The organism is Ruthenibacterium sp. (assembly GCF_017421385.1).
Classification (GTDB): Bacteria; Bacillota; Clostridia; order Oscillospirales; family Ruminococcaceae; genus Ruthenibacterium; species Ruthenibacterium lactatiformans.
Genome location: NZ_JAFOIN010000031.1, coordinates 1 through 25,961 on the forward strand (window position 1 = coordinate 1; position 25,961 = coordinate 25,961).

At 56.3% G+C, this 25,961-nt stretch carries 18 protein-coding genes and 1 pseudogene; 9 read left to right on the top strand and 10 right to left on the bottom strand.

Features of this window, described 5'->3' with window-relative positions:
* The 10 genes from IIY41_RS03700 to IIY41_RS03745 all read right to left on the bottom strand — a co-directional run.
* The coding region (locus tag IIY41_RS03700; protein WP_287399762.1) for an ROK family protein at positions 1–625 on the bottom strand (625 nt) is incomplete at its 3' end.
* Positions 626–713: 88 nt separating this feature from the next.
* Complete coding sequence (locus IIY41_RS03705) at positions 714–1,844, bottom strand: uroporphyrinogen decarboxylase family protein (RefSeq protein ID WP_055081357.1); 1,131 nt, start codon at positions 1,842–1,844, stop codon at positions 714–716.
* 5 nt (positions 1,845–1,849) lie between these two features.
* Complete coding sequence (locus IIY41_RS03710; protein ID WP_050006527.1) at positions 1,850–2,887, bottom strand: uroporphyrinogen decarboxylase family protein; 1,038 nt, start codon at positions 2,885–2,887, stop codon at positions 1,850–1,852.
* Positions 2,888–2,918: 31 nt separating this feature from the next.
* Complete coding sequence (locus tag IIY41_RS03715) at positions 2,919–5,234, bottom strand: glycoside hydrolase family 2 protein (protein ID WP_287399765.1); 2,316 nt, start codon at positions 5,232–5,234, stop codon at positions 2,919–2,921.
* A 45-nt stretch (positions 5,235–5,279) separates the two neighbouring features.
* A complete protein-coding gene (locus tag IIY41_RS03720) occupies positions 5,280–7,370 on the bottom strand; it encodes an AraC family transcriptional regulator (RefSeq protein ID WP_287399766.1) in 2,091 nt (696 codons plus the stop codon).
* Between the two features lie 192 nt (positions 7,371–7,562).
* Complete coding sequence (locus IIY41_RS03725) at positions 7,563–9,188, bottom strand: hypothetical protein (RefSeq protein WP_287399768.1); 1,626 nt, start codon at positions 9,186–9,188, stop codon at positions 7,563–7,565.
* A 45-nt stretch (positions 9,189–9,233) separates the two neighbouring features.
* Positions 9,234–10,289 (bottom strand): glycoside hydrolase family 88/105 protein, encoded by a 1,056-nt coding sequence (locus IIY41_RS03730; protein WP_009325265.1) that lies wholly within the window; start codon positions 10,287–10,289, stop codon positions 9,234–9,236.
* Between the two features lie 25 nt (positions 10,290–10,314).
* The gene (locus IIY41_RS03735) at positions 10,315–11,460 is read right to left on the bottom strand and encodes a trans-sulfuration enzyme family protein (RefSeq protein WP_287399771.1); all 1,146 of its coding nucleotides are present in this window, start codon (positions 11,458–11,460) and stop codon (positions 10,315–10,317) included.
* A 48-nt stretch (positions 11,461–11,508) separates the two neighbouring features.
* Positions 11,509–13,308, bottom strand: a complete 1,800-nt coding sequence (locus IIY41_RS03740) for a hypothetical protein (RefSeq protein ID WP_287399773.1) — start codon at positions 13,306–13,308, stop codon at positions 11,509–11,511.
* Positions 13,309–13,350: 42 nt separating this feature from the next.
* Positions 13,351–15,651: a hypothetical protein gene (locus IIY41_RS03745; RefSeq protein WP_117461527.1), complete on the bottom strand. Its 2,301-nt coding sequence runs from the start codon at positions 15,649–15,651 to the stop codon at positions 13,351–13,353.
* A gap of 485 nt (positions 15,652–16,136) precedes the next feature.
* On the opposite strand from IIY41_RS03745, the gene IIY41_RS03750 reads away from it, so the two are divergent.
* The 9 genes and pseudogenes from IIY41_RS03750 to IIY41_RS03790 all read left to right on the top strand — a co-directional run.
* On the top strand, positions 16,137–17,084 hold the full coding sequence (locus IIY41_RS03750; protein ID WP_117474054.1) for an ABC transporter permease: 948 nt from the start codon (positions 16,137–16,139) through the stop codon (positions 17,082–17,084).
* Positions 17,085–17,105: 21 nt separating this feature from the next.
* Entirely contained in the window at positions 17,106–18,008 is a 903-nt protein-coding gene (locus IIY41_RS03755; protein ID WP_287399776.1) for a carbohydrate ABC transporter permease, read from the top strand.
* Between the two features lie 87 nt (positions 18,009–18,095).
* Positions 18,096–19,685: an extracellular solute-binding protein gene (locus tag IIY41_RS03760; protein ID WP_009325275.1), complete on the top strand. Its 1,590-nt coding sequence runs from the start codon at positions 18,096–18,098 to the stop codon at positions 19,683–19,685.
* 151 nt (positions 19,686–19,836) lie between these two features.
* Positions 19,837–20,844, top strand: a complete 1,008-nt coding sequence (locus IIY41_RS03765) for a uroporphyrinogen decarboxylase family protein (RefSeq protein ID WP_055081361.1) — start codon at positions 19,837–19,839, stop codon at positions 20,842–20,844.
* 206 nt (positions 20,845–21,050) lie between these two features.
* Entirely contained in the window at positions 21,051–22,397 is a 1,347-nt protein-coding gene (locus tag IIY41_RS03770; RefSeq protein WP_287399779.1) for an ABC transporter substrate-binding protein, read from the top strand.
* Positions 22,398–22,470: 73 nt separating this feature from the next.
* Positions 22,471–23,367 carry a carbohydrate ABC transporter permease gene (locus IIY41_RS03775; RefSeq protein ID WP_055081363.1) on the top strand — a complete coding sequence of 299 codons (897 nt, stop codon included), beginning with the start codon at positions 22,471–22,473 and terminating at the stop codon, positions 23,365–23,367.
* Between the two features lie 17 nt (positions 23,368–23,384).
* Positions 23,385–24,230, top strand: coding sequence for a carbohydrate ABC transporter permease (locus IIY41_RS03780; protein ID WP_058723674.1), 846 nt, complete (start codon positions 23,385–23,387; stop codon positions 24,228–24,230).
* A 27-nt stretch (positions 24,231–24,257) separates the two neighbouring features.
* Complete coding sequence (locus tag IIY41_RS03785; RefSeq protein ID WP_050006517.1) at positions 24,258–25,319, top strand: uroporphyrinogen decarboxylase family protein; 1,062 nt, start codon at positions 24,258–24,260, stop codon at positions 25,317–25,319.
* Between the two features lie 39 nt (positions 25,320–25,358).
* Positions 25,359–25,961, top strand: a pseudogene (locus tag IIY41_RS03790) (uroporphyrinogen decarboxylase family protein); the annotation flags it as partial.

The window sequence follows — 25,961 nt, forward strand, 5'->3', positions numbered from 1 at the left end:
CGTCCCCGGCTTCCGCACGCAGCTGCCGCAGCCGCTGCGCGCCCAGCCGGCGCAGGCCTCCGCCACTGCAGAAACCCTCGAAGCTGCCGCGCTTGCCGTAGCCCTCCGGGCCGTCCGCCGCGAGCCGCAGATGTCCCGCCTCGCCCGCCATACCGTTCGTGCCCTCGTAGAGTCGCCCGTCCAAAATCAGCCCCGCGCCCAGCCCTGTGCCAAACGTGAGGAACACCATATTCCTTGTTCCGCGCCCCGCGCCGAACCGCCACTCCGCAATGGCGCAGGCATTCGCGTCGTTCTGCAAATATGCCGGGCACCCATACCGCTCCGACAACAGCGCGCAGATGGGCACTTCGTCCCACAGCGGCAGGTTCGGCGGCGCCTGGATCACCCCGCGCCGCGTGTCCAGCGGGCCCCCGCAGCTCACACCCACGGCCGCCGGCGCCGCGCCGCCGTTGTACTCGCGCAGCAGCGCGTCTATCGCCTCATAAAAACGGGGCAGAAATTCGTCCGGATGTGCGTCTTTGCCCGAAGGGAACGCGATGCGCCGCAGAATCTTTCCGTCCGCGTGCCCTGCCACCACCGCGCATTTCGTTCCTCCCATGTCGATGCCGATATACAGCTGTTCCATTCTGCTTTTCCTCCTGCGGCCGGGAAGGCCTGCTCCGCCATCCTCCATCCCCCCAAGCCGTGCATTTTGCAAATGTCACACACGCCCTTTACGCCCTGCGGTACTTGCGCGCCGCGTTCAGCATCACGGTCAGGCTGCGCGGGTTCACGTCCGGCTGGATGTTGTGCGCCGCGGCAAAGATATAGCCTCCGTCCCGGTTCAGGATTTCGATGGTCTCATGTACTGTTTCTTCGATCTGGCTCTCGCTGGCGAACGGCAGCAGCTCCTGTGTGTCGATGCCGCCGTGAAAGACGATCTTTTCCCCGTAGGCAGCTTTCAGCCCGCGCGGCTGCATGTCCGCCGCTTTGGGCTGGATCGGGTTCAGGATCTCAACGCCGCAGTCCACCAGGTCGTCGATCAGCCTGTATACGCTTCCGCAGGAATGGTGCAGGTATTTCGCCTTTGTAAAACGCTTGGTATAGGCGATGCGCTCCTTGAAATACGGCTTTACCAGCTCCCGGAACATGTCCGGCGAAACGAACGGCGCGTTCTGTGTTGCAAAATCGTCCCCGCTGGACGTGTAGTGGATGTACGGCCCCACTGCCGTGTAATACCGCTGGATGACCTTCTTCTGGTATTCCAGCACACGTTCAAAAAAGCGGTGTATCCATTCCTCGTCCAGCGCCATACGGTACAGAAAATCCTCAAAGCCGCACATCCAGCACCCCAGCTCAAAGATCCCGTAAACCGGGTGCTCCGCACAGATGACATAGTCCGTGGTCTCGTACAACTCCTTTGCACGCGCCGCGTGCGCCGCGATCTGCCTTTCATCAATGGAGTCCGGGTCCGGGAACCGGTAGGCGTTCAGCTCTTCCAGCGTCGCGCCTTTCAGCGGCGTGTTCACGCTCTCCCAGTACAGCCCGGTAAACCGCCGGCGGATGCCCCATTCGTCGATGTACTCCGTTTCCGATATCTTCTGAAAATGTGAGTCCTGCGGGGTAAATATTTCGCCGACCGAACGCGTGTCAATATCAAAATACTTCAAAAGACGCTCGTCCAGGCGCCGTGTTTTTCCAAACGGCAGGTCCCCGCCCTGTTTTTTCCCAAACCCTAAAAATTCCAGCAGCTTGTTCTCGCTCTCCCCCTCCATCGAAGACAGCGGGTTGCCCCCGAAATCTATGATCAGGTTCTCCGGTTTTTCATGGCGCATCGTGCGCGCAAAATCTTCTCTGCGTCCCATTTCCTTCAGGCCTCTTTCCTGTATGCTCCAATGGCTTCCAGCAAGGCACGGATATTTTCCAGCGGGAAGCCGTTGTCCGTCTCCACATAAAAATATGCGCCGCCGTTCATAACGTCAAACGCCTTTGCCGCCGCATGCACGGCGCGCGTCACATCCGCGGGCGTGCCGTGCGTCATCACATTCGCGCGGTCGACGTGTATCGCGCAGGCCAGCCCAAGCCTGCGCAGCCGCGCAGCCAGCTCCTCCATATCATAGGCTGTCAGCTGCGGCCAGACCGCGTTCACGCCGATCTCCCGCAGGTCCTCCAGAATGGGCGCCGCGTACCCGCAGGTATGGAAAAACACGGCTTTTCCCTGTTCTCTGGCGAATTGGACCAAACGGCGGTAGCGCGGCTTGAAAAACGAACGCCAGACCTCCGGCGAAAACAGCATCGCCCGCGCCGTGCCGAAATCGTCCCCGAACTGCACCGCGTCCACGCCTGCCGCGCACATCAGGCGCAGCTCCTCCAGCTCATATTCCACCAGCATATCGGCCAGACGGTTGATCTCGCGTTCATTGTCGTACACGTCCATCAGCACGTCTTCAAACGGACGCAATGCATGCATCCGTTCAAAAAAGCCGAACCATCCGTCTTTTGCATACCGCGTTTCACGCACGCGGGCGATGCGCTTTGCGTAAGAGGCGAACGCCGCATCCTCCGCCAGCGCGTGGGGCGGACAGCGGAAGCCTTCCAGCGCGCGCCAGTCCGCCAGCGGCTGCCGGTACGGATGACCCGTCATGGCAAAAATGCGCGATTCCCACGTAACGCCCCAGGCGTCTGTTTTGTACTCATGATAGCTTCCGTCCGGGCCGCAGGCCTCTGCCGGCGGCCGCGGAATGGGCATGTCCGAAAAATCCTCAAAATCGCCGGGATGGGCTTTCAGCAGCCGCCGAAACGCTTCCCCGTGCTCGTACAGGCCCCGCCCGCACGGATGGTATTCCAGCGGCGCCTTGTCTACCGGCTCAAAGGCCAGCGCCGCCTCAACACGCTCTCTGCTCGTCATGCTGTCTCTCCTCCGGGTCTTTCCGGCCCTTTTACGCAAAACATCCCGCGCTGTCGAACGGTGTGTCCAGCTTTTCGATGATCCCCAGCCAGACGGCATACCGCCGGGCATCAAAAGCCGGGTAGCCTGTCACATAGTGGTTCGCCCCCCGCCGGCCGTCCTCCAGCGTCCACTCCATCACGATCAGGCGCTGTACGCCGGAATAGGTCTTCACCTTGCCCACACAGACATTTTCATTGGCGGGCGACACAGCCTCGCCCATACACAGCGCTTCCCGCGTCTCGCCGTCCCGCACGATATACCGCACGGTGTGCGCTTCGTTGGAATCGTTGCACAAAAAGATTTTATGGCACCAGTTCTCCGGCTCGGCACAGACCATGCACACCGGCTGCTGCACGCGGCCGATGTAGTAAAACGCCAGCTTTTTGTGGAAATAGTAATCCACCACCGCATCCGAGATCTGCGGCCAGCAGTCCAGCATATTCCACCATATGATCCCCGTCCTGCGCCATTTTTTCAGGCGCGTCTGTTCAATGAAAAATTTCTTCGCCTCCGCCTGGCTGATCTGCGACAGCATGGCCAGCTGTTCCAGGCTTTCGCATTCCGTACCAAACATGTCCCGCACCTGGTCCACCATCAGCTGGTTGCGGTCGTACCCACGGTCCCGGATGCACAGCGTATACTCGGTGTTGTGGGCATCCCATGCGTCATTTTGGATGGGCCAAAGGTCCTTTTCCGGGATAAACTGCCGCAGAGACGACACCGCCGGACAGCCGTGATACCCGATCTCGCTGATGAAATGCGCGCTGGAATGGCGGTAAAAGTCCCCCTTGAAATAGTCGCGCGGCCCCCAGTTGTGCTGCTCGGGCACATTCAAATCACCCGACACTGTGAGCGGAATATATGGCGAGGACGGCAGAAAGAAGCGGAATGGGTCATGTGACGCCGCCACGCGCGGAAGCACCTCGCGGCTAAGGCGGTTGTTGCGCACATGCGGCAGATCGTACCCGAAGTTGTAGTACATCGCGTCCACTTCGTTGTCGCCGGACCAGAGCAGGATGCTGGGATGATTGCGCAGTTTGACGACTGCCGCAGCAGCCTCACGCTCGATGATCTTTGCAAATTCATCCGTCTGCGGGTAGATCGCACATGCCAGCGAAAAATCCTGCCAGACCAGGATGCCGCTCTCATCACAAATATCGTAAAACGCGTGGTCTTCGTAGACGTTCCCGCCCCAACACCGCACGATATTGCAGTTCGTCTCGCGGAACAGCGAAAGCGCCTGTTCATACCGCTGCGCGTCCCGGCTGTGGAACGCGTCCAGCGGCACCCAGTTCGCACCCTTGCAAAGGATCGGCACGCCGTTTGCCAGCACCTTGAATTCTCCGTTGTCACCCGGCACAAAATTCGTCTGTACTTCGAATGTACGGATCCCCAGGTTCAGTTCCCACACGTCCTGCACCTCTCCGTGGTGCAGCAGCTCCACCTGCGTGCGGTAAAGGCTGGCCGGGCCGTAGCCTCTGGGCCACCACAACTTCGGCTCCGGCACCCAGAAGCTCAGTTCGTCAGAGCAGAACTTCACGCGTACCGTTTCACAGAAAGAGCTTTCCGCACACGTGCCGCGCACCTGCACCGCAAACCCCTCCAGCATCGGGTCTTCCGCTGCAAAACGGAACTTCAGCAGTACCTGCGCACGTTCCCTGTCCGCGCGCAGCGTTGTCATGTACACTTCTTTAAAATATGTGTCCCGCTTTGGGCAGATGGAAACGCTCCGCCACAGCCCGGCGGACACAAAGCGCGGCGCGATATCCCAGCCGAACATATGGCCCGGCTTGCGCACACAGATCATCTCGTCCGTGTGCTCCCACCCCGGGCCGCGCACGCCCATGGGATAATCCATATTCCGGGCGGCGTTCACCGTGGAGCGGATGTGCACGGCGATCTCATTTTCACCCTCCCGCAGCGCTTCTGTGACGTCGAACCGGTATTCCAGCATCATATCGTTCGTCTCGCCCACTGCCGTCCCGTTCAGATACACCGTCGAAAAGGTGTCCACGCCGTCCAGGCACAGCACCGCGCCGCGATCCGCCAGCGCCTGCGGCGCAACGAACGCGCGCGTGTACCACCACTCGTAAAACTCATAGGGACGGAACGCATATAGGTTCGTTCCCCAAAATGGCTCCGGTGCTTTGCCAGCTGCGTATAGGTCAAGTTCCGCGTTCCCCGGTACGTTCGCCTCAATGTGCGTATAGGCCGGGTCTTCCTTCACCGCCTGCGCCGTCGTCTTCCCCGCATGCTCGGGCGCGTAATGCAGTTCCCATTTGCCGTCAAGCAGCAATTTCTCCATTTTATTGCTCCTTCCCGCGCCGCGCCCGGCTATGAGAGCGGTAATTCAGCCGTCCGAAGGCGTCTGCGCGCCAATGTACTGGCCCGGCGTAACGCCCTCCAGCTCTTTGAATTTACGGATAAAGTAATAAGGATAGGTAAAACCGACCGCCTCGGACACCGCATTGATGCTCATGGAGCCGTCCGCCAAAAGCTCCTTGCTTCTCTGAATACGCTTATAGGTGATATACTCGGAAAAGCTGCGGTGGGAAGCCTCTTTCACGATGCGGCTGATGAGGTTTGCCGAAAGGGAAAGCTCTTCTGCAATTTTGCTCAGGCAGATATCATTTTGGCAGAAATTCTTTTCGATATATTCCAGGACCACTGTGTTGACGTTATTTTCCGGCTCGCGCGGGCGGTTGGTGATCTGTACGAGAATCTCGTGGACATAGCCCACAAATACCGTGTACACCTCGTCCAATGTCACGCACGCGTCAAAACCATGCCGTGCGGGACGTTCTATGGGGATGGGCAGAGTCTCCAGCCGCAGGGAGATGTTTTCCTGCATCACGGCCAAATAGCGGTTGATCTCGCTGTCCTTGATGAGGTAGCCACCACTGCGGAAATCCGCAAATATCTCGTCAATATGCCGCAGGCACGCTTCTCCCTTGCCCGCCATCAGATTGTTGATGATGTGCCGTTCGTGACGCACGGGGAAAGGATAGCCGGGCAGAGTCGTATCGATTTTTTCCCAAACGATCACCTGCTGGGGGAACAGATATTGGTAGCGGAAGGTCTCGCAGCATTCCCGGTAACCGTCGCGCAGCTGTTCCACTCCTGTTTTCACCTGGGACACCACGCAATAAGCTTTTTCCCCCGCCCGGAATGTGGCGCACATTTTTTCGCACTGGGTACGCACATGCTGGCGAAACTGAATGTCCCCGTAATGGCGGATGTTGCCGAAGATGATGGCTATGGTTTCGTCGGACATCTTGATGACGAGGAATTGGTAATCTTTCTCGTTTTCCGCGGACATTTTGATGCTTTGGTTCAAAAATTCCTCGGCGTCCGCATGAGATGCGATGCGGAACACTCCCACCACATGGTTTTTGCACTCCTGCATCGACCTGTCCCAAAACGTAGTATCGGCCGAACCGCCCGACTTCGCAAGAAAGTCCCTCAGATTCGATTTTTTAGCCACCTGCACCATCTTGCGAATGGGCAGAGTGGAATATATAACCGATACGATGGCCACGACCATCGTTACGCACAACGCGCCCAGAATCCAGGAGGAAAACCGCAGAAGGCCGGATTCCAGCGGCGGCACCGTGCTCTCAAACACAAATGTGAAGCCTAAAATGCTGGAATATGCCTCGGAACGGATCACGTCATCCTTCTGAGGCAGCTCGTTCTGTTTCACAAACAGATATTCCGAATCCCGATGGAAAACCACGTAGCCTTCCTTGTCGACGATATAAAAATTCTTATTCTGTTCCAGCTCAAAATCCCGCAGAATCATTGAATACAGCGAACGGGTGTTCACATTTACGCACAGGTAGACCGTGCCGTTCCGGCTGGCCGTCGGCACAACATAGCTGATGATGAGCGGCTGCTTGCGCAGATCCGACATTGCTGCTGTGGAATGAAGCAGATGCGGAGCCACTTGATATGGCTTCGCTGCGGAATCCTGCTCAAAAACCACTTTGTCGCCAAAATTTTCCAGTGGAGTGATGGAATATGGCATGGAGATAGAGCTGTACACCATTCCCTCTTCTTCATAATACAGATATGCCGAATGGACATACGGGTTCATCACACTGATGGAACCCAGCATGTCCAATATCTTTGTTTTGGCTTGCGGATCCTGCCGCTCCCCGGCCGAAAGATGGAACAGCTCCTGATTGTTGAAGGCTGTATCGTGTGCGATCTCTTTAACGTTCTGCATGTACAGCTCATATACGGACGCCATCTGGCTCGCCATGATCTCGTTGGATTCGGCCATGTTTTTCTGATAAGAGCTGCGTTCAGATAAATAAAAAAGCAGCATCGTGAGCATAGCAAAAACCACCAGCAGCACCGCAATGATCGTCAGCAGTTTTTTCCTGATCCTGTAAAGTGCAAACTCATTTTTATATTTTCTGAAAAAAGAATTCTTCATCCTCCACCGTATCCCTTTCCACATTCCCGCTTTTTCCGGCAGGCCCATGCCGGCGCCGCGTGCCGCTGCTGCGGCGCACGGCACTCCTGCCTGCAAAATTTCACTCTTTAATAGTATATGGGTTTACGGTCCTTGTCAAAAGTCCTTTCAGCCAGAGCGCAAAAACGACTCTCGCGCCCCGCAGCGCCGGTATTATTTCACACGGATGGAAAAACGGCGGTCAAAATTTGTCACGTCGTTGAAATAGAGGTTGAACCGGTCCTCCGACGCCGGCACGGCGCCAAAGAGCCCCTTGATCACGTCATTCACAGCAAACCCCGGCCCGACGGAAACCGTATCCTTTCCGTCAAACAATTCCAGTTCGCCCTTTGCGGCGACCAAAGAGCCTCCGGCATTCGCCGGAATGCGATATCCTTCGCCGCGGATAAGTACATTGGGCAGAATGCCGAACTCAAACCGGATGGTGGAGGCGGGGCAGCCCCAGGTCTGCACGCGGATATCAAAGCCGTCGTCCACCGGCGTGACGGTGGCTTTCACCTTCACTGAAAGATGACCGGACGTCCTGCGCCTGGAGTGGTCCATCTCCCACCAGTCGTTCGTGCCCTGATATTCACCGAAGGGCTGATAATATTGGCCCGTGCCCTCATATTCCATCTCGTAACCGTCCCCGCAGGGACGGATATTCTCCATCAAGAGGTGGCGGCAGTTGAAAAAGCTGATGCCGCCCTTGATGTAAAAATCGATGCCGCCCTTTTTCAGGAACAGAAACGCGGGTTGACGCTCCACCGCCCACAGGTTGAGGCCTCCTCGGGAAAGGCGCAAAAGGCCCGAGCCCTTCAGCAGCCGGTCCACCTCAAACAACTCCGGACCGGCGGGGGCGGGCAGGTTTTGAAAGACCTCCGGAAACAGCATCAGGTCCTCTGCCGCAAGCGGAAAAGGCCGGCCGCAGCGGATACAGGCCTCAAGCTGCGCCGTACCTATGGCGCGCAGCGCCTCATCATGCAGTGCATGGCCGCACAACAGGTATTGGTAAGCATATTTTTCCGCGTAGGGTGCGGTGCCCTTGTCCTGCCGACGGGAGTTCTCGGTGAAGATAGAAAAATCCGTGTGATAAAAGACGGGCATCATTTCCAGATTGCGGCGCACATATTCCAGCAGCTCTGTTTTTCCCAGATCCTGCGCCAAAATCAGCAACGCGCGGTTGTTGATCTCGTTGTATCCGCCCGCTGAACGCTCGGCATATTCCCCGTCCTCATTGCAATCAATATGCTCGGCCAGATACTGATCGATGCGCGCCACATAGCGCTCGTCGGGCATAAGCGTATTGAGCAGTGCCAGCGCGGCCGAGATGACCCAGCGGTGGTTCGGAGTATGAAACCCTTCCTCCACCATGCCGTCGCCCATGCGGCGCAGCACAAGAAACAGCTTTTTCTGAAATGCTTTTTCCTCTGGTGTCTCGGCCTTTACCAGCTTGGCGGGCTTTGCCAGCGCCAGTGTGACAAACGCTGTGTCCGGCGCAGAGTGAAAATTGCAGGAATAATAGTCCATCGTGCCGTCGGGGTGCAGGTGGTTCAGAAGATGCTGCACCAGGCCGTCGGCGCAGGCCAGTGCGCGGGGGTCTTTGTAATACCGGCTCTGAGGGCAGAAATACAGTGTCATCGGTTTTGCCGCGGCCGAGCCGCAGTTCTGCGCCACTACGCCGAAATCCTTGTTGTAGTATCCGCCGAAATCCGGGTCCTGCGGGTCGGTGATCTGGTACTTCTCCAGCATTTCAAATTCTTTTTCATATTCTGCAACGCTGCGCTGCAATAAATCCATTCTCATTACCTTCTTTATTTATATGTTGTGTTCCGCGTGGGCAACTCACAGCAGGCCCTGCGCGTCCCACACCAAAAGCTCCACCAGCATCATAAGCGCCAGATTCTGGCCATAACCTGTGGGCCGCAGAGGAACATTTTTATAATATTCCAGCGTATCCGCCACGATGGTACCGTAGGACACCTGCCCCACCAGGCCGTCGGGCCCGATATGAGCCCGCACCGCCTGTGCGGCGCGCAGCGCCGCATCTCTGCACGACGCAGGCAGCAGCCCCGCGCGAACACCTTTCAGCAGCCCGTAGGCGAAGCCCGAGGAGCCGGAAACCTCAAGATAAGAATCTTCCCGGTCCACCAGCGTGTGCCAAAGCCCATCCGGGGATTGATAGCGGCACAGAGCTGCCGCCTGTGCGCGGTAAGCATCCAGGATCAGGTCGCTCTCCCACTCCTCCAGCTCCAGCAGGCCCGGCAGCTCGGCCGCCGCGATGGTGAACCAGCAATTTCCACGCGCCCAAAATGCGCCTGCATAATTGTCCATGCGCTCAAACGACCAACCGTGGCACCACAGCCCTGTCTTTTTATCCGAGAGATAGTGTATGTGCAGCATAAACTGCTTTTTGCATTCTCCCGCGTACCGCTCGTCGCCCGTGATGGAAGCGATCTTCCCCATGAACAGCACCGCCATGAATACCGTGTCCGCCCAAAGCTGCTGGTTGTTGTCAGAGTCGATGGTGACATGCTGAAACCCGCCCATCTCGGTTTTTGGCAGGCCGTCCAGCAGCCACTCTGCACAGGACTCACAGTAGTCACGATACTCTTCCCTGCCTGTTTCCTCGTACAAAAAGCACAGTGTGAGCAGCGGCGCCATCGTGTTGATGTTGTGTACGATGGGTCTGTTCAGCTTGGTATCGAACCACTGTGTCAGATACTCCAAATACCGCCGTTCTCCGGTGAGCCTGTAGTATTTCCAGATGCCGTACAGCGCCACTCCCTGGGACCAATCCCAGATATCCATATCGAACAGGATGTTGTTGTCATTCTTTTCGTCGTTGATGATATTCTCCAGTATCTGCGTGCTCACCCGGTATAATTCCGTGCGGTCCATCTCCCTGTCACTTCCTTTCTCTCATTCAGCGCGGCAGCGTGTTGAGCGCGCGTTCCAGGTCCTCAATGAGCGTATCCGCGTCTTCCAGCCCCACCGAAATGCGCACCAGTCCCTGCGGGATTCCTTCAAACTGCAACATCTCCCGGTTCGGGTTCAGGCCCGGCGTGTTTACGACGCTTTCAAAGCCGCCCCAGCTCGGCCCCTCCTCAAAAACATCGAGGGATTTTACCATCGCGTGGATGGCTTCGTTGTCTGCATCCGGCACGAAGCTCATCAGGCCGCTGTACCCTGTCATCTGTGTTTGAGCCAGCGTATGTCCTTCGTCTGTTTCCAGGCCCGGGTAGCACACGCTGCGCACGCGGGGATGTTCCTGCAGAAAACGCGCCACCTTATCTGCCGAGGCGCTGTGCCGCGCCATGCGCACCTCCAAAGTACGCAGGCTGCGGATGAGCAGCCATGCGGCAAACGGGTCCATGCACGCGCCCCAGGAAGCGCGCTGTCCGCCGCGAAGAGCGTCCATACGCTCTTCGCGGCCCAGCACCACGCCGCCCAGCACGTCGCTGTGGCCGCCGAGATATTTGGTCGCGGAATGGATGCTGTAATCGATTCCCAGTTCCAGCGGCTTCTGGTACAACGGCGTTGCCCAGGTATTGTCGATCACCGTTACCGCGCCGCAGGCGTGCGCCTGGGCTGCGATCTCGCGCAGCGGCAGCACCCGAAAAATATTGGACGATGGGGATTCCAGATAAAACACCCTGGTGTTCGGCCGCAGGCTGCGCTCGATCTCTTCCGGCGTAAAGCGCTCCAGATATGTTACCTCCACGCCATACTTTTTCATCTCTGTATCCAAAAAGCCGATGACGGGATGGTAGGCGCTGCGCAGAGCCAGCACATGGCCGCCCGAGTGCAGCAGTGAGGACAATGTGGCTGTGATGGCCGCCATGCCGGAGGCGAACACACGTGCTGCGGGCGCATGCTCCAGCGCAGCCAGCTTTTTTTCCAGGATCTCGATGGTGGGATTGTTGATGCGCGAGTAGCTGTACCCATGCTCCTCATGCTTGCGGGTGAACAGTGTGTTTTGGAACAACGGCGGCACGATGGCCCCCAGGTAACGGTCATAATCATCGCCCAAATGCGCGCAGATATCTGCCGGGCGGCATGGTTTTTTCATTGTAATCGCCTCTTGCTCCCCCGCATTGCCACGGGGGAATTTATTTTCTTATTTATTCTTGCTCTCGTAAATCTTATCCACATCGCGCATGTGCGCCAGCATGATCTGTGCTTTCTGCACCAGCTGCCGGGGCAGCTGCGCAGAAAGAAGGAACGCGTCCTCATGCGCATCGTCCGCCACTATGGGGAAGAATGCCCCCGGCTCCCCATCCATCAAACGAAGCAGCTCGTAAGTATTGTCTATCTCTGCACGCGCAAGCTCGCCCAGCCTGCTGATGCGCGCGTCGCCCTCAATGGGCCATTCTGTGCTGTATGCGGGCTGCTCGTCCGGCATGGTGTGATCCAGCACGTCCTGGTAGCAGGCGGCATTGCTCAGTGTACGGGACAGACACAGCAGCACACGCACACGCCGGGCTGTGACCGCCAGCTTGCCCCGCACTGCGTCGTCATCGGTTTCAATGCTTTCAAACAGTACGGCGGCGCGTTCCAAAGCCGGCGTCATTTTAAGTACAGAAAGCCTCAGAATGCGCGTGGCCGTGAAACCCTTCACAAAATCCATGCCCTGGATATTCAAAAGGTCACGGGCCTGCTCTTCGGTCGTCGCCTGGAACAGGAACGGAGCGTAATATGCTGTTTCCTCTTCGGTGAGTGCGGCCGGTACCGGGACCAGAGGACGGTTGATGACGCGCTCCGCGATCAGCGGCATCCAGATAAAATTGTCAAAATGCAGGTCGGACATGATCCGCGCCGCGTCATCCAGTGCGCACCATGCATCCAGCAGCTTGGAGGCCTGCGCTTCGCCCACGATCTGTGCCGCCACATGCCGCAGCACATTCATCAGCTGTGCGGTATCCTGAGGCCGCATCTCGCGGTATGCGTCCAAAATGCGTATATACTCATTGAACTCCGAGCGGTGGATCACAGCCTTGATGTATTCGCTTTCAGAGCTGGCCGCCGCATGCAGCTTGCGAACGAAATCCACTGTCATGGGCAACGTCTGCATCGGACGCACATGCTCGATGAGGTCGCTGAGCATATGGTATACCGGCTTTTTTCCATGCATATCACGGCCCGTCACAAGCTGGCCCGGCTTCAGGCTGGTCCAAGCGGCGTCCATGGAAGCCTCCGGCGCCTTGTAGCCGAAGATATCGCTTGTGATATCAATGAGTGTTTCACGCCCCTGGGAGCGAGCGGCGTCGTACAGGACCTGCAGGAAACCAACAATCCGGTCCGCCATGCTCACCTTGCGGCAGGCCTCGGGCCCGTTGGGACCGTTGTACAAGCCCGTGGACCAGCACACGCCCGCGCCGCTGTCGTTGGTGATGATCTGGAAAAAGCCGATGTCCACCTCGGCGCACAGGCGCTGCATGGCTTCATAATACAGCCCGCGCACCTCTTCATTGTCAATGCAGGGGGAGAAATACATGTCGCGGGAGCGGCGCGGATGGTCGCATCGCGGGCCGCGCCAGGCGGGGTGGTCCAGATACGCCTGTTCGGGCAGATAGAACGGGTCGATGACGACCACAGCCGCCTGCATGCCGTATTTTTTTACAATTTCGCTGCGCCTGCGCACAAGCTCCAGGTTTCTGCGCGCGTAGTCTGCATCCAAATAGGGCTCCAGTGCCCTTGGCACCACCAACTTGAACAGGCAGGTCTGAAGCATTCCCCAGTTGGGGTAGGGGTCGCCCGGATGGGTCGACCACTCCTCAAAGCGCTTGGGCACATCCATTACGTACATGTGTGTCGCCCCTGCCTGCGCGGCCTGTACGGCTTCCCGCTCAAACGCCTGCAGGCTCTGGGGCTCGTAATTCCGTTCGTGGAAAAAATGCAGCATATATTTCTTTTCCATGCGTATCTCCCTCTTTCTTCCGTTGACGCCTTTGTTTCATTTTTAATGTTCCGGCTGCCCGGCCAATACATCCTCATAGCTGCCCCATGTTCCCGCGCGCTGCAGCACTGTCACAAAGTCCAGCTGGTTGCAGCGGTTGGGATAGGCGGAAAACAGCGTCTTACCGCGGTGATCCACACGGCTCCCATCGATCATACCGTAGGTACGGCCGTCGCTGACAAGGAATTTTGCATCCGTCTCGAACGCGCCGTAGCTTGCGCGCCCCACCTCGTAAGAGTATGTTGGGCGCAGATTTTTGTCCTCGATACACGCCCCGTCGTCGCATTGGATGCCGATGGTATACTCCAGCCCATCCGCCTTGAGCTGCACCGTCAGACTGCGTCCCATGCGGGTGTGAGCGGTACGCAGGGAATGGACGATTCCAAGCGCCCGGGCGCGCTGCGCCTCTATCTCCTGCTTCGTTTCGCCTGTTTCGGGAATCAACAGGGAAACATAGGAATAATACTCATTCGCGCCGTAGTACCGGCTCGTATAGCAGGAGAGCGCCGTCTCCTGTCGGTAGTTGCGGCGCTGTGCCTCCATGGAATATGAAACGCCTTCACCGGCAAATGCAATACACAGAGACTGCTGCGCGTGGGCGCGGGGTGCGGATTTGTAGCGGTGGAAATGCATCAGTCCCTCAGCCGTCTCCTCCTGCACACGGTACACGCCCGGCTCCACCGGAGAAATATGTTCCGCGTGGTACATCACGCCTGTCGTCATTTCCTGCGCTGCCCGGGGATGCACGGTGTCCACCACTACGAACGCATTTGCCGCTTTGAGATAAACGATGTGGCGGTCGGCGTCTGCATTGTGGAAATCGTCATACAGCCGCGTCTTAATGACCTCAGCGCCTGCAAACTGATGGAAGAACAGCTTTTCCGTGCGCACAGGCAGATAATCGCCGATATTTTCAGCATATTCCAAAAAGCCGTTTTCCCGGAACATCCGCCCGTTGCGCATCACCAGACGGTTGTGGTAAAAGTCTGCACGATAATGGCCGTTCGTGGTAAAGCTGTCCCGGTAGCCGCCGTCCCGCAGCAGCACCGCACCGCCCGAGCACAGCGCACAGATGGACTGCTCATCCGCGTGCCCATGATGCGGCTTTTCCGCATGGACGGGGATGGTATTCTGTAAGTAATCCCTTGTCAGTTTGCCGTAGGGCCCCACGTCCCTGTAATTGTACAGAAGATAGGTGGAATCCTCACGCCAGCCGTCGCGGAAAACAGCCTTCTTTCCCACCAGCTCGTCCAGCACCTCACAGCTCAGAAGCCCCGGTTCTTCCGGCTGGATGCTGTCGTCCGCCCATACAAAAGCATTCGTCATGCCCCGTTCATACTGTACGCCGTTGTCCATGGTACGGTTTTTCACCATGTTGCGGAACTGGCGCTCAATGGCATATTTCAGCACACCGTCATTGTGCCGCTTTGCCATCAGCTCCATCGCACCCAAACTCAGGCACGTGGAAGTGCCCGAATCGAACCTTGTATCGCCGAATTCCGGCAGCCCGCCCGACGGCAGAAGCATCGCCGTATAGTAATGGCAGTAATAGCTCAGGATCTGCTCGATCCGGAAATTCCATACACCGCGGTACTGAGTGTACTCCGCGATGCTGTTCACCCACAGGCCCAGATAGCTTGTGGCGTCCTCGATGGACCAATTGCCGAGGCTGTCTTCAAACAGCATATCCGCCAGCTTCAGACAGCGTGCGGCGGACGCGTTTTGCGGGAACAGCCTTGCAAACAGCAGCAGCGCGATGGCCCGCAATGTGGCGCGGTTGTGCCGTCCCCATTCGCAGTCGCGGAAGATGTGGTTGATCTCCGCATAGCACAAGGTCTCCAGCCTGTTCCATTCCGCCTGCGTGAATGCGTCGCGGCCGATGATGTACAGCCCGCGCAGCACCGGAGTAAATGAGAAAATCGTTTCCACCACCTGGAAATGCCAGGGGTCCGTATCATTTTCCTCCAACACCTCCAGCGGATTTTTAGAGGGACCTTCGATGGGCTTCCCATCCTCCTGCTTATATATAAAAGGTAAGGAGCCATCCTCATAGCGCTGCACCAGCTCATCCTGCACGGAGAAAAATATTCCCAGGCATTCTTTTACCCGTTCCAGCCATTCCGCTTTTCCTGTATAATGATACATTGCCGCGTCCAGCACCGTCAGATGCCCCAGCCAGGAAAGGGCCCACGTGTTCCCTGTCTCGAAAAAATCTTCTTTGTTTTTTTCAAGCTCCGCCCATTCTTCGCACCGTACCCGCTGCGACATTTCCGCAATATGCTGTGCGTATTCCTGCTTCAACATATTTCTCACTCCCTAATATCCCTCGTGGTTTGTACTCTGAAGACGGCCCATTCCAACATCGGGGCGCCTTCTTTCACTTGCATGATAAAGCATCTGCACCGTTTAAAGCAATAGTAAAATAACCAAGCCAGTGATATTAATTGTGCGCCTTGCACAACACGGCCTGTTCTTTGCAGCCGAAGCGGTATTTTGCCGGTATACCGCAGTAAAAAGGGGCGTCGCCTCCCTCCTCTTTTGCCGCTGCTTTTTGCCAGAACCCGGCAATTTTGCCGCCATTTACGGTTTATTTACAGGATTGCAATAATAAATTTATTTTTTAAATAATATTATACCGCCATTTGCACAAAAACCAATCCACTATCAAAAATTTATTGTGCATTTAATCAAATTGCTATATTCAAATCCCATTGGCATGCCGTACAATAAGACTCGAAAAGAGACACGGTGCGCGGCAGACGCGCGCTTGAAGGAAGGATGGTCACCTTATGAGACACTCCCGGTTGCAGCCGCAAACGATGCACAGCCGGTTCCAGGCTTCCATGCGGTATATCTGGCGGTACAAATATTTATATCTGCTTTTGCTGCCCGCCGTTCTGTATTTTTTGATTTTTCATTATCTTCCCATGTACGGCGTTATCATCTCCTTTAAGGACTTCAATTTTAAAAAAGGCATTCTGGGCAGCGAATGGATCGGGCTGGAAAATTTTGAATATATGTTCGGTCTCAACGATTTTTACCGCGTATTCTGGAACTCCTTCTGCCTCAGTTTCCTCCGGCTGGTATTCGAGTTTCCCATTCCCATCATTCTGGCTCTGCTTTTGAACGAGATTGGCGGGAAACGGTTCAAAAAAATAACGCAGACCGCCATTTATCTTCCCCATTTTCTTTCTTGGGCGGTGATTGGCGGCATTCTGGTAAACTTCCTTTCCCCCACGTGGGGTGTGGTGAACCAGATCATCCAGCAATTGGGATTTGACCCCATCTTTTTCCTGGGCGACCCCAAATATTTCCGCACCACCGCGGTAATCTCCTCCATCTGGAAAGAAGCAGGCTGGGGCACCATCATCTACCTTGCGGCCATTACAGGCATTGACGTGGAACAGTATGAAGCCGCCACAGTTGACGGCGCAAACCGCTGGCAGCGCCTGATCCATATTACGCTGCCCAACATAAAGACCACTGTTATCCTGATGCTGATCCTGCGCATGGGCAGCATCATGTCCAACGGCTTTGAACAGATCTATACGCTGCAGAACACGCAAAACCTTGCCGTGTCCGAGGTATTTGAAACATACACCTACCGTGTTGGCTTGCTGGGCGGCCGGTTCTCCTTCGCCACCACCGTCGGGTTGTTCGCGTCTGTTATCAGCATGATATTCCTGTTGACGACAAACTTCATCTCCAAAAAAATGGGTGAAGAAACGATTTTCTAATTTGAGAGGAGGCGCCCCGGCATGCTTGCTTTGGCAAAACGTTCCAATAAAATCAAACGGTCGCTTGGAGACAGGACATTTTCCATCTTCAACCACCTTTTCCTCGGTTTCTGCGCAGCAGTCTGCATATTCCCCCTGTTTTATGTATTCATGTATTCCATCACCCCCTATGAAGATTATCTGGCTGACCCTCTGCGCATTTTTCCGCCGGAGGTCACATTCACCGCTTACAAAGAACTGTTCACCTTTCCCCTGATGAAAACGGGATATTTCTCCACCATCTTTGTCACCGTTGTGGGGACCGCGCTCAACATCTTTTTGCTCTGCATCACCGCCTACCCGCTCTCCAAGCGCAATCTTAAGGGGCGCAATGTTATCATGGCCCTGATCACCTTTACCATGTTCTTCAACGGCGGTATGATCCCCAACTATATGCTGATTCGGAATCTCAAGCTGCTGGACACTTACTGGGCGCTGATCCTGCCGGGCGCCATCAGCGCATATAATCTGATTCTGATGCGCAACTTTGTGGCGGCCATCCCTCCCAGCCTGGAAGAAGCCGCCTACATCGACGGTGCCAACGAGCTGCAGATCCTGTGGAAGGTGATCGTCCCCCTGTGCAAGCCCGCGCTGGCCACCTTTACGCTGTTCCACGCTGTGGGACACTGGAACGGATATTTCAATGCCACCATGTATATCAACAGCCGTGACAAATGGCCCTTGATGCTGATCGTCCGCGAGATGGTTGCGGAAAGCGGCACCAGCATGGTGCATCAGTCCGCCACTGCGATAGAAGATCTGGCGCAGCCGTTCACACTGCAAATGGCAATCATCATTTTTACGATCATCCCTATCCTGTGCGTATATCCTTTCGTGCAGAAGTATTTCATGAAAGGGATGCTCATGGGCTCTGTAAAAGGCTGAGTCCGCCTGTATATTCTTCCTGTATTATTCTGCACCGGGCAGTGCAGAAATAATAGAAACCCAAATGAAAGAAAGTGAGGATGTTCCATGAAAAAGCGCATTTTAGCCCTGGCTCTTGCCGCGATCATGCTGATGGTGCCCTTCACCGCATGTTCGTCAAGCTCTTCTTCCACACCCGCCGCCTCCGCGTCTGCGGCCGGCACGGGCAGCAGCTCCACGGCTTCCGCGGAGCCGGATAATTCTCCCATCACGATCACCGTATTGAACCGCGTAAACGCTGAAATCGTTCTTGACGACAACCCCATGCTGGCGGCCGTGGCTGAAAAGACCGGCGTCACGCTGGAGATCGAAGCACCGCCGATCAGCAACTATACCGACCGCCTGCAGCTTGTAATGGCCTCCGGCGATCTGCCCGACATCATTTACACCTGGGAATTCGACCAGAACTACGAAAAATGGGCCAATGACGGCCTGATCCTCCCGCTGGACGAGTACATTGAAGACTATCCCAACCTGATGGCCAACATCAGCGAAGGCCAGTGGGGCAAGGCCCGTGTCGGCGGCGCCGACGGCCAGATCTATGCCGTGCCCCGTCCCACCGGCAGCGCCTCCTGGGGCGTGATCTCCAATGACGAATGGCTGGAGAAACTCGGCGTGGACATGCCCACCACACCGGAGGAAGCCTATGAATACGGCAAGCTGGTCGCTACACAGGACCCGGATGGAAACGGCAAGAACGATACGTTCCTGTATTCCCCGTACGGCCTGTGGGCGGACTGCTGGATGATCTTCCCCTTCCTGCCGTTCTCCCTGCAGCACGCCGCGTCCTACCTGCCCGACCGCGACGGCGAATACAAGATCAAGGAAAAAATGGACGGCTACATGCCCTATCTGGATTTCATGCGCAAAATGTATGCTGAAGGCATCATTGACCCTGAATTCTTCACCAACAAATATTACGACGACCAGACCAAGTTCAAGCAGGGCCGCGTTGCGCTGCTGCATGGCGGCATTACCAATATTCCTGAATTTGCCGCGAAGGACGTTCCCAATGCCGCGGAGATCTACAGCTTCCATCCCGCGCTCAAGGGCGAAAACGACGAAAAGCCCCGGAATGAAGCCGCTGCCGCGACCTGGGGCGGCTGGATGATCAACGCTGATGTGGACCCCGAAAAGCTGCCGCGTATCCTGTCCTTCCTGGACTGGGCCAACAGCGAAGAGGGCTTTGTCACCATCGCCGCCGGCGTGCAGGGCACCGACTATGAGTCCTACGATCTTTCGAAGCGCGAGCTGATCGTTACTGCTGAGCAGCAGGAGAACCGCACCGCCGATGTAAGCACTTATATGAACTTCGCCAATGCTTACCAGGGACAGGCTCTTTCCCTTGCCAATACGCCTGAACTGAACGAGTTCGCCATGAACAGCCTGACGGCGTTCCAGGCTGCTGTCGAACAGATCGACATCCCTGTTGTGAAATGCCCCGAGATTGACAACTGGGCTGCAGAAAACCCCGATATCGCCTCCCAGAAAGAGCAGATGGAAGTCAGCTACGTGGTGGGCGAGATTTCCAAAGAAGATCTGGAAGCCTTCCTGAATGACGTATACTTCCCCTCTGTTGCAGACGCCGAGGCGGCTTATATCGAAACCATGAACGCTTACAAAGCTGCGAACGGCTGAAAAACGGCCGGCCTGTAAACAGCATTTACAGAAAATTCCCCGCCTCCTTTTGGAAGCGGGGACATTTTCTGCCGGAGCACCGCCGTTTTCACTGGCTGCCGCAGTATTCTTCTGCCGCACAGATATCAACTTGAGACAAAGAGGTAGCATTATGAATGTTAGAGAACAATTCCATGCCATTATGGACGGAGCGCCGGTGGATGGGATGCCCGTCTTGGAGTGGGCGTACTGGTGGGATAAAACGTTGGACGGCTGGTACGGCGAAGGATTGCCGAAGGGGCTGGATGACCGTCAGATGCAGGACTATTTCGGCCTGGCACACCACAAACAGTTCTGGCTGGCCCACAAGGCAGAGGGCTGCCCCAAGGATGCTTCGCACGGCAGCGGCATCATCACGGATGAATCAGACTATGACGCCGTACGTCCCTATCTGCTGCCTGAAAATGCAGTATCCCGCCTTGCGTCCCAGCTGAATGCGCTGCGCGCTCCGCACGAAAGCGGCGACACGCTTGTATGGTATACGCTGGACGGCGCCTTCTGGTGGCCGCGCGTCCTGTTCGGCATCGAACAGCATTTTTATTCCTTTTATGACTACCCGGAACTGTACCACCGCATCTGTGACGAGCTTGTAGAGTGGCAGGTACGGATGGTGGACGAAATGGCGCAATATGTGAAGCCTGATTTCATGACCATCGCGGAGGACATGAGCTACAACCACGGGCCCATGCTCTCCAAAGCGCTTTTTGATGAATTTCTTCTGCCATATTACCGTCGCCTGATTCCGGAGATCAAGAAACACGGCACCCGTGTGTTCATTGATTCCGACGGCGATATTACCAGCGCGGTGCCCTGGTTCATCGAGGCGGGTATCGACGGTATCCTGCCTCTGGAGCGCCAGTCCGGCGTGGATGTGGCCAAGATCCGTGATCTGTACCCCGATTTCCTCATGATTGGCAGCTTTGACAAGATGTGTATGTTCCACACTCCGGCAGAGATCCGCGCGGAGCTGGAGCGCCTGCTGCCAACGATCCGCAAAGGCAAATACCTGCCGGCGATGGACCATCAGACGCCCCCGGGCACGCCGCTGGAAAATTACCGCGCCTATGTAGCGCTGATGAAAGAATACGGCGCGCAGGCCTGCGCGGACTGCAAAAAGTAAAAATTGCGCCAGAGGCTGCGGAAATTAAGACGCTCCCCACAGAAAGGCCCGGTCCTATTGGAAATAGGCCGGGCTTTTCTGCAAAAAGTAGGTTTTTTTACGGTTTCCCTCGGTTTTGCAAATAGGAAAAACATATACAAAATATATAATTAAATTAAACCCAATTCGGGAAAAACGTTACAGAGAAACAAAGGAGGAGCAATGTTATGAAGATGAAAAAAATCACCGCCATGGCGCTCGCCTGCGTGATGGTCCTGGGCCTGGCCGCTTGCGGCGGCACGTCCAGCAGCACCGGCACATCCGCAGATTCCGCTGCACCCGCTTCCAGCACAGGCACGGCGGCTGAACCCTGCGACCTTGTCGTAGCCTGGTGGGGCAGCCAGGGACGCAATGAAAAATTCCAGAGCGCTCTGGACCTTTACGCGGAGCAGAACCCCGGCGTCACCATCGAAAGCCAGACAAACGGCTTCAGCGACCACCTGACGGCGCTGTCCGCAGCCGCCGCCAGCAATGACATGCCGGACATGGCCATGCTGCAGGGCGCTTATTACCAGCAGTACGTGGACGGCGACCTGCTCGTCGACCTGACGCCGTATGTGGAAAGCGGCGCGCTGGATCTTTCCAATGTGTCGGAGGAAATTCTGGCCGCTACAACGATCGACGGAAAGCTGTACGGTATCTGTGCGGGTATGAATGCTCCCTCGCTCATTTACAACAAAACCCTGTTGGATGAGGCCGGCATCACCATTGAGGACAATATGAACCTGGACCAGTTCGCTGAAAAGTGCGCCGAGATCTACGAAAAAACAGGTTACCGCAGCTTCATCAGCAACCCAGCCACAATGATTGAAGCATTGGTGCGCGGCGAAGGCAAGATTTTGTTTGAGACAGACAAGCTCGGCGTGGAAAGCGCCGAAGAGCTGCAGCCCTATTTCGCCCTGCTTGAGCGCGGCCGTGAAGAGGGCTGGCTGATGGATTACAGCCTGACGGTCGGCCTGGACGCCACCGAAGAGCAGCCGATCATTTACGGCACCACTCCGGAAACGAGCTCCTGGTGCAGCTTCTTTTACTCCAACCAGGCCGATGCCATGCAGCAGGCCGCTCCGGAGGGAATTGAGCTTGCCTTGACCACCTGGCCTTTGGAAAAGCCGAAGGAATCCAACTACCTGCGCGAGGCCATGAGCTGGTGCATTCCCAACCAGGGCGGCAACATCGACCAGGCCGTCGCCCTGCTGAACTGGTGGATCAACTCTCCCGAAGCGAACGAGATCATCATGGCCGAGCCGGGCGTGCCCGCTTCCAGCGAGGCTGCCAAGGCCATTGAGCCGGGCCTTTCTGATATCCAGAAAAAGATTTTCACCTACATCAACGACGTCATCACGCCGAACTGCTCTCCGGCCAACCCGCCCGCCGGCGCCGGCAGCAGCGAGGTCACCAGCCTGATCACGGACCTTGAAGAAAAAGTGTACTACGGCGAAATCACGGCTGAAGCGGCTGCACAGGAATTGTTTGAAGAAGGCAACCGCATTATGAGCGAGGCAGCCGCCCAGTAAGGAATCTATACCGCCAGCCGGCCTTTTCCAAAAGTCCGGCTGGCATTTTTATCAAACGACGCGGAGGGTCAACATGAAAAAAGAGCGAAATTCCAAGCTGGGGTACGCAAAAAACGGCTGGCTTTATAAAGAAAAAACAGCAGGCTATATTTTTTCGGCCCCCTTTATCTTCGGCTTTCTGTTTTTTGTCATTGTCCCGGTGGCAACATCCCTGTATTACGCATTCTGCAATTACAACATTCTAAAGCCCGCCCGCTGGGTGGGTCTCAAAAACTTCATCGACATTTTCCAGGACCCCACATTTTACAAGGCTCTGGGCGTCACGCTGAAATTCGCATTCATCTCTGTGCCGCTCAAGCTGGTGTTTGCGCTGATCGTGGCGCTGATTCTGCTGAAAGGCACCAAGCTGACACCGTTTTACCGTGCCGCGTATTATCTGCCCTCTATCCTGGGCTCCTCGGTGGCCGTTGCCATCCTGTGGAAGCGCATGTTCGCGGTGGACGGCCTTGTCAACAAGCTCCTCGGCATCCAGTTCGCATGGCTGGGCAGTACCACAGCCGCCCTGTGGGTCATCATTCTGCTGGCAGTCTGGCAGTTCGGTTCGTCCATGCTCATTTTTCTGTCCGCTATGAAACAGATTCCCCCGGAACTTTACGAAGCGGCGCGTGTGGACGGCGCCGGCGGCATTTATTCCTTCTTCCGCATCACGCTGCCGCTGCTTACGCCCACGATTTTTTTTAACCTCGTCATGCAGCTCATCAACGGCTTTATGGTGTTTGCCCAGGGGCAGATCATCACGGACGGGAAACCCATGAATTCCACGTTGTTTTACGTTTTGTACATGTACCAGCAGTCTTTTGAGTACAGCAAGGTCGGCTATGCGGCCGCCATGGGCTGGATCCTGCTCGTGCTGGTAGCGCTGTTCACAGGCCTCCTGTTCAAGACGAAAAAATACTGGGTCTATGAATAAGAAGGGGGAATAACAACATGCGCGTAAAAAAAAGGATTTCCCGCATTGCCTACCACACCGTAGTGCTCGCGGTGGGTTTTGTGATGATCTATCCCCTTTTGTGGATGGTGATGAGCTCCTTTAAAGAAAGCAGCACGATCTTCCACACTGCGGGACAGCTGCTGCCTACGCAGCCCACGCTGGAAAACTACGCCAACGGCTGGAAAGGCTTTTCTCACACGACCTTTGCCACCTTCTTCAAAAACACATTTTTCGTGGCCGCCATGGGAACGGTCGGCTCCATCGTGTCTTCACTTCTGGTGGCCTACGGGCTTTCGCGCCTGCGCTTTCGGCTGCGGGGCCTGCTGTTTGCGCTGGTGCTTCTCACCATGATGCTGCCGGGGCAGATCCTGATGATCCCGCAATACCTGTGGTACAATCAATTGGGATGGATCAATACATACAGCCCGCTCATTGCTGAATTTTACTTTGCTACACAGGGCTTTTTCGTCTATCTGCTGATGAACTTCATGGATGGTATCCCCAAGGATTTGGACGAAGCGGCGAAAATCGACGGCTGCTCGTATTATTCCATCTTCTCGCGCATCATCCTGCCGCTCTCCACTCCAGCCATCGCAACCGTTGCGATTTTCTCGTTCATGAACCGCTGGAACGATTATATGGGGCCGCTGCTGTATTTGAAGCGCACAGAAAAATACACCATCAGCCTGGCGCTGAAGCTCTTCTGTGACCAAACCTCAAGTTCGGATTATGGCGCGCTGTTTGCAATGTCCACACTCTCGCTGGTTCCCATCTTCCTGATTTTCGCTTTTATGCAGAAATATCTCACCGAAGGCGTGGCCACCTCGGGCATCAAGGGATAACCTCCCGGAAAAGGAGCGTACCGGTATATGGATATGGCAAGGATGCAGGCGGTGGCCGATAAGACACGCGCCTTTTATGAAACAAACACCGCGGGCTGTGCACTGCTGAAGGTAAAGGAAATCGCCACCCAGCCCCAGCCCGCGCTGTGCCTTACAGACTATAACTTTCCCAAGGACATGCGCCGTTATCTGGATGACCGCGCCGCGCGGCTGCTGCATGCGATGGCGCTGCGGGACGGCCTGGCAGACGATACCCTGCCGGCTCTCGCGCCGTGGTACGGCATTGCGGAGCACAGCGCCTTCCTGGGCGGAAAGGTCACTTTTGGAGAGGACACCAGCTGGCAGGACCCGGTGCTGGAAGACGCATGCGGGCTTTCCGCCCTGGCTATGGATGAAGCCAACCAGTCGCTGCGCCTTGTTGTGGACGGCATCGCATATCTGCGCGAACGGTATGAAGGACAGTTTTTCCCGATGACGCGCGGTGTTTCGGGCGCCCTGGAAATGGCAAACACGCTGCGGGGCAGCGATTTCTTTTATGATTTTTATGAAGACCCCGACGCGCTGAAAGAGCTTCTGAAGTATTGCGCGCACGCGCTTGTATGGTATTACGACAAGCAGCTTGAAGCCGCGGGACAGGTATTCGGCGGCACCATCACCGGCTTTGGAGAATGGCTGCCCGGCAGGGCCGTGGGACAGCTCTCCGAGGACACCACGACCATGATCTCCCGGGCGCAATTCGAGGAATTCGGCCGCCCGCTCACACAGGAGATATGCACGCATTATGACTCTGCCTTCATGCACACGCATGCGCTCAGCGAACATTCACTTCCCGCCATTGCGTCTATCCCGGGCATCCGTGCCATGGAGCTTTCGTCCGACCCCAACACCGACCGGGCCGTCGAGGTCTATAAACGCAACCGCGAGGCGCTGGCGGGGCCTGTTCCCGTGCTGCGGCTGACGCGCGGGGAGATCGAGAGCAATTTCGAGCTGCTGAAGAGCCAGAAAACCATCGTATGGTACGACGCGTCCTGCATGGAGGATGCACAGGATATGGCGGCACTGTTCGCGCGTGAATTCCCTGTGCGCTGACAGGACGGCAGTGCCGTACAAAAGGAGGAAAAGGCTGCAATGATCGGAATATTCCAGGGAAGCATGACCGCCAAGGAGCGTGTGCTGCGCATGTTCAACCATGAAAAAGCAGACCGCGTGCCCGTCAATTATCTTGCCAACCCCGCCATTCACAAGCGTGTTGCGGCGGCTTTGGGCGTACCGGCGGACAAAGATGCTGTGGATGACGCGCTGGGCGTGGACTTCAAGGAATTGATGCCGCGCTACACGGGCCGCCCGCTGTTTTCTCCACGGGAGGGACGGCGTGTCAATCCCCTCACCGGCGCTGTACAGCGCTGGGTGCCAAACCAGGACGGCGGTTATTGGGACCACTGCGATTTCCCGCTGGCGGAAGCCGACGACGAGACCATTGCAAACTGGCCCGTGCCGGACCCGGACGATTTCGACTATGATGAATTGCTTGACCGCTGCAAGCTTTACCGCCATAAAGCCGTTCATTTCGGGCACCCCGGCGTCTCCGATGTGATGAACAACACCGGCATGATCCGCGGTATGGAGAACATTTACATGGACCTTGCGCTGGAGACCGAAAGCGTGATGACGCTGCTGGACCGGCGCATGAAGGCCGAGCTTGCCATGTTCGAACGCGCGCTGGACAAATGC

Bases quoted from the DNA above. Each gene is read 5' to 3' on its own strand.
- IIY41_RS03715 (WP_287399765.1), bottom strand. From the start codon at position 5,234: ATGGAGAAATTGCTGCTTGACGGCAAATGGGAACTGCATTACGCGCCC.
- IIY41_RS03755 (WP_287399776.1), top strand. From the start codon at position 17,106: ATGCTTGCTTTGGCAAAACGTTCCAATAAAATCAAACGGTCGCTTGGA.
- IIY41_RS03760 (WP_009325275.1), top strand. From the start codon at position 18,096: ATGAAAAAGCGCATTTTAGCCCTGGCTCTTGCCGCGATCATGCTGATG.
- IIY41_RS03780 (WP_058723674.1), top strand. From the start codon at position 23,385: ATGCGCGTAAAAAAAAGGATTTCCCGCATTGCCTACCACACCGTAGTG.
- IIY41_RS03770 (WP_287399779.1), top strand. From the start codon at position 21,051: ATGAAGATGAAAAAAATCACCGCCATGGCGCTCGCCTGCGTGATGGTC.
- IIY41_RS03775 (WP_055081363.1), top strand. From the start codon at position 22,471: ATGAAAAAAGAGCGAAATTCCAAGCTGGGGTACGCAAAAAACGGCTGG.
- IIY41_RS03785 (WP_050006517.1), top strand. From the start codon at position 24,258: ATGGATATGGCAAGGATGCAGGCGGTGGCCGATAAGACACGCGCCTTT.
- IIY41_RS03750 (WP_117474054.1), top strand. From the start codon at position 16,137: ATGAGACACTCCCGGTTGCAGCCGCAAACGATGCACAGCCGGTTCCAG.
- IIY41_RS03720 (WP_287399766.1), bottom strand. From the start codon at position 7,370: ATGAAGAATTCTTTTTTCAGAAAATATAAAAATGAGTTTGCACTTTAC.
- IIY41_RS03725 (WP_287399768.1), bottom strand. From the start codon at position 9,188: ATGGATTTATTGCAGCGCAGCGTTGCAGAATATGAAAAAGAATTTGAA.
- IIY41_RS03765 (WP_055081361.1), top strand. From the start codon at position 19,837: ATGAATGTTAGAGAACAATTCCATGCCATTATGGACGGAGCGCCGGTG.
- IIY41_RS03735 (WP_287399771.1), bottom strand. From the start codon at position 11,460: ATGAAAAAACCATGCCGCCCGGCAGATATCTGCGCGCATTTGGGCGAT.
- IIY41_RS03705 (WP_055081357.1), bottom strand. From the start codon at position 1,844: ATGGGACGCAGAGAAGATTTTGCGCGCACGATGCGCCATGAAAAACCG.
- IIY41_RS03740 (WP_287399773.1), bottom strand. From the start codon at position 13,308: ATGGAAAAGAAATATATGCTGCATTTTTTCCACGAACGGAATTACGAG.
- IIY41_RS03745 (WP_117461527.1), bottom strand. From the start codon at position 15,651: ATGTTGAAGCAGGAATACGCACAGCATATTGCGGAAATGTCGCAGCGG.
- IIY41_RS03710 (WP_050006527.1), bottom strand. From the start codon at position 2,887: ATGACGAGCAGAGAGCGTGTTGAGGCGGCGCTGGCCTTTGAGCCGGTA.
- IIY41_RS03730 (WP_009325265.1), bottom strand. From the start codon at position 10,289: ATGGACCGCACGGAATTATACCGGGTGAGCACGCAGATACTGGAGAAT.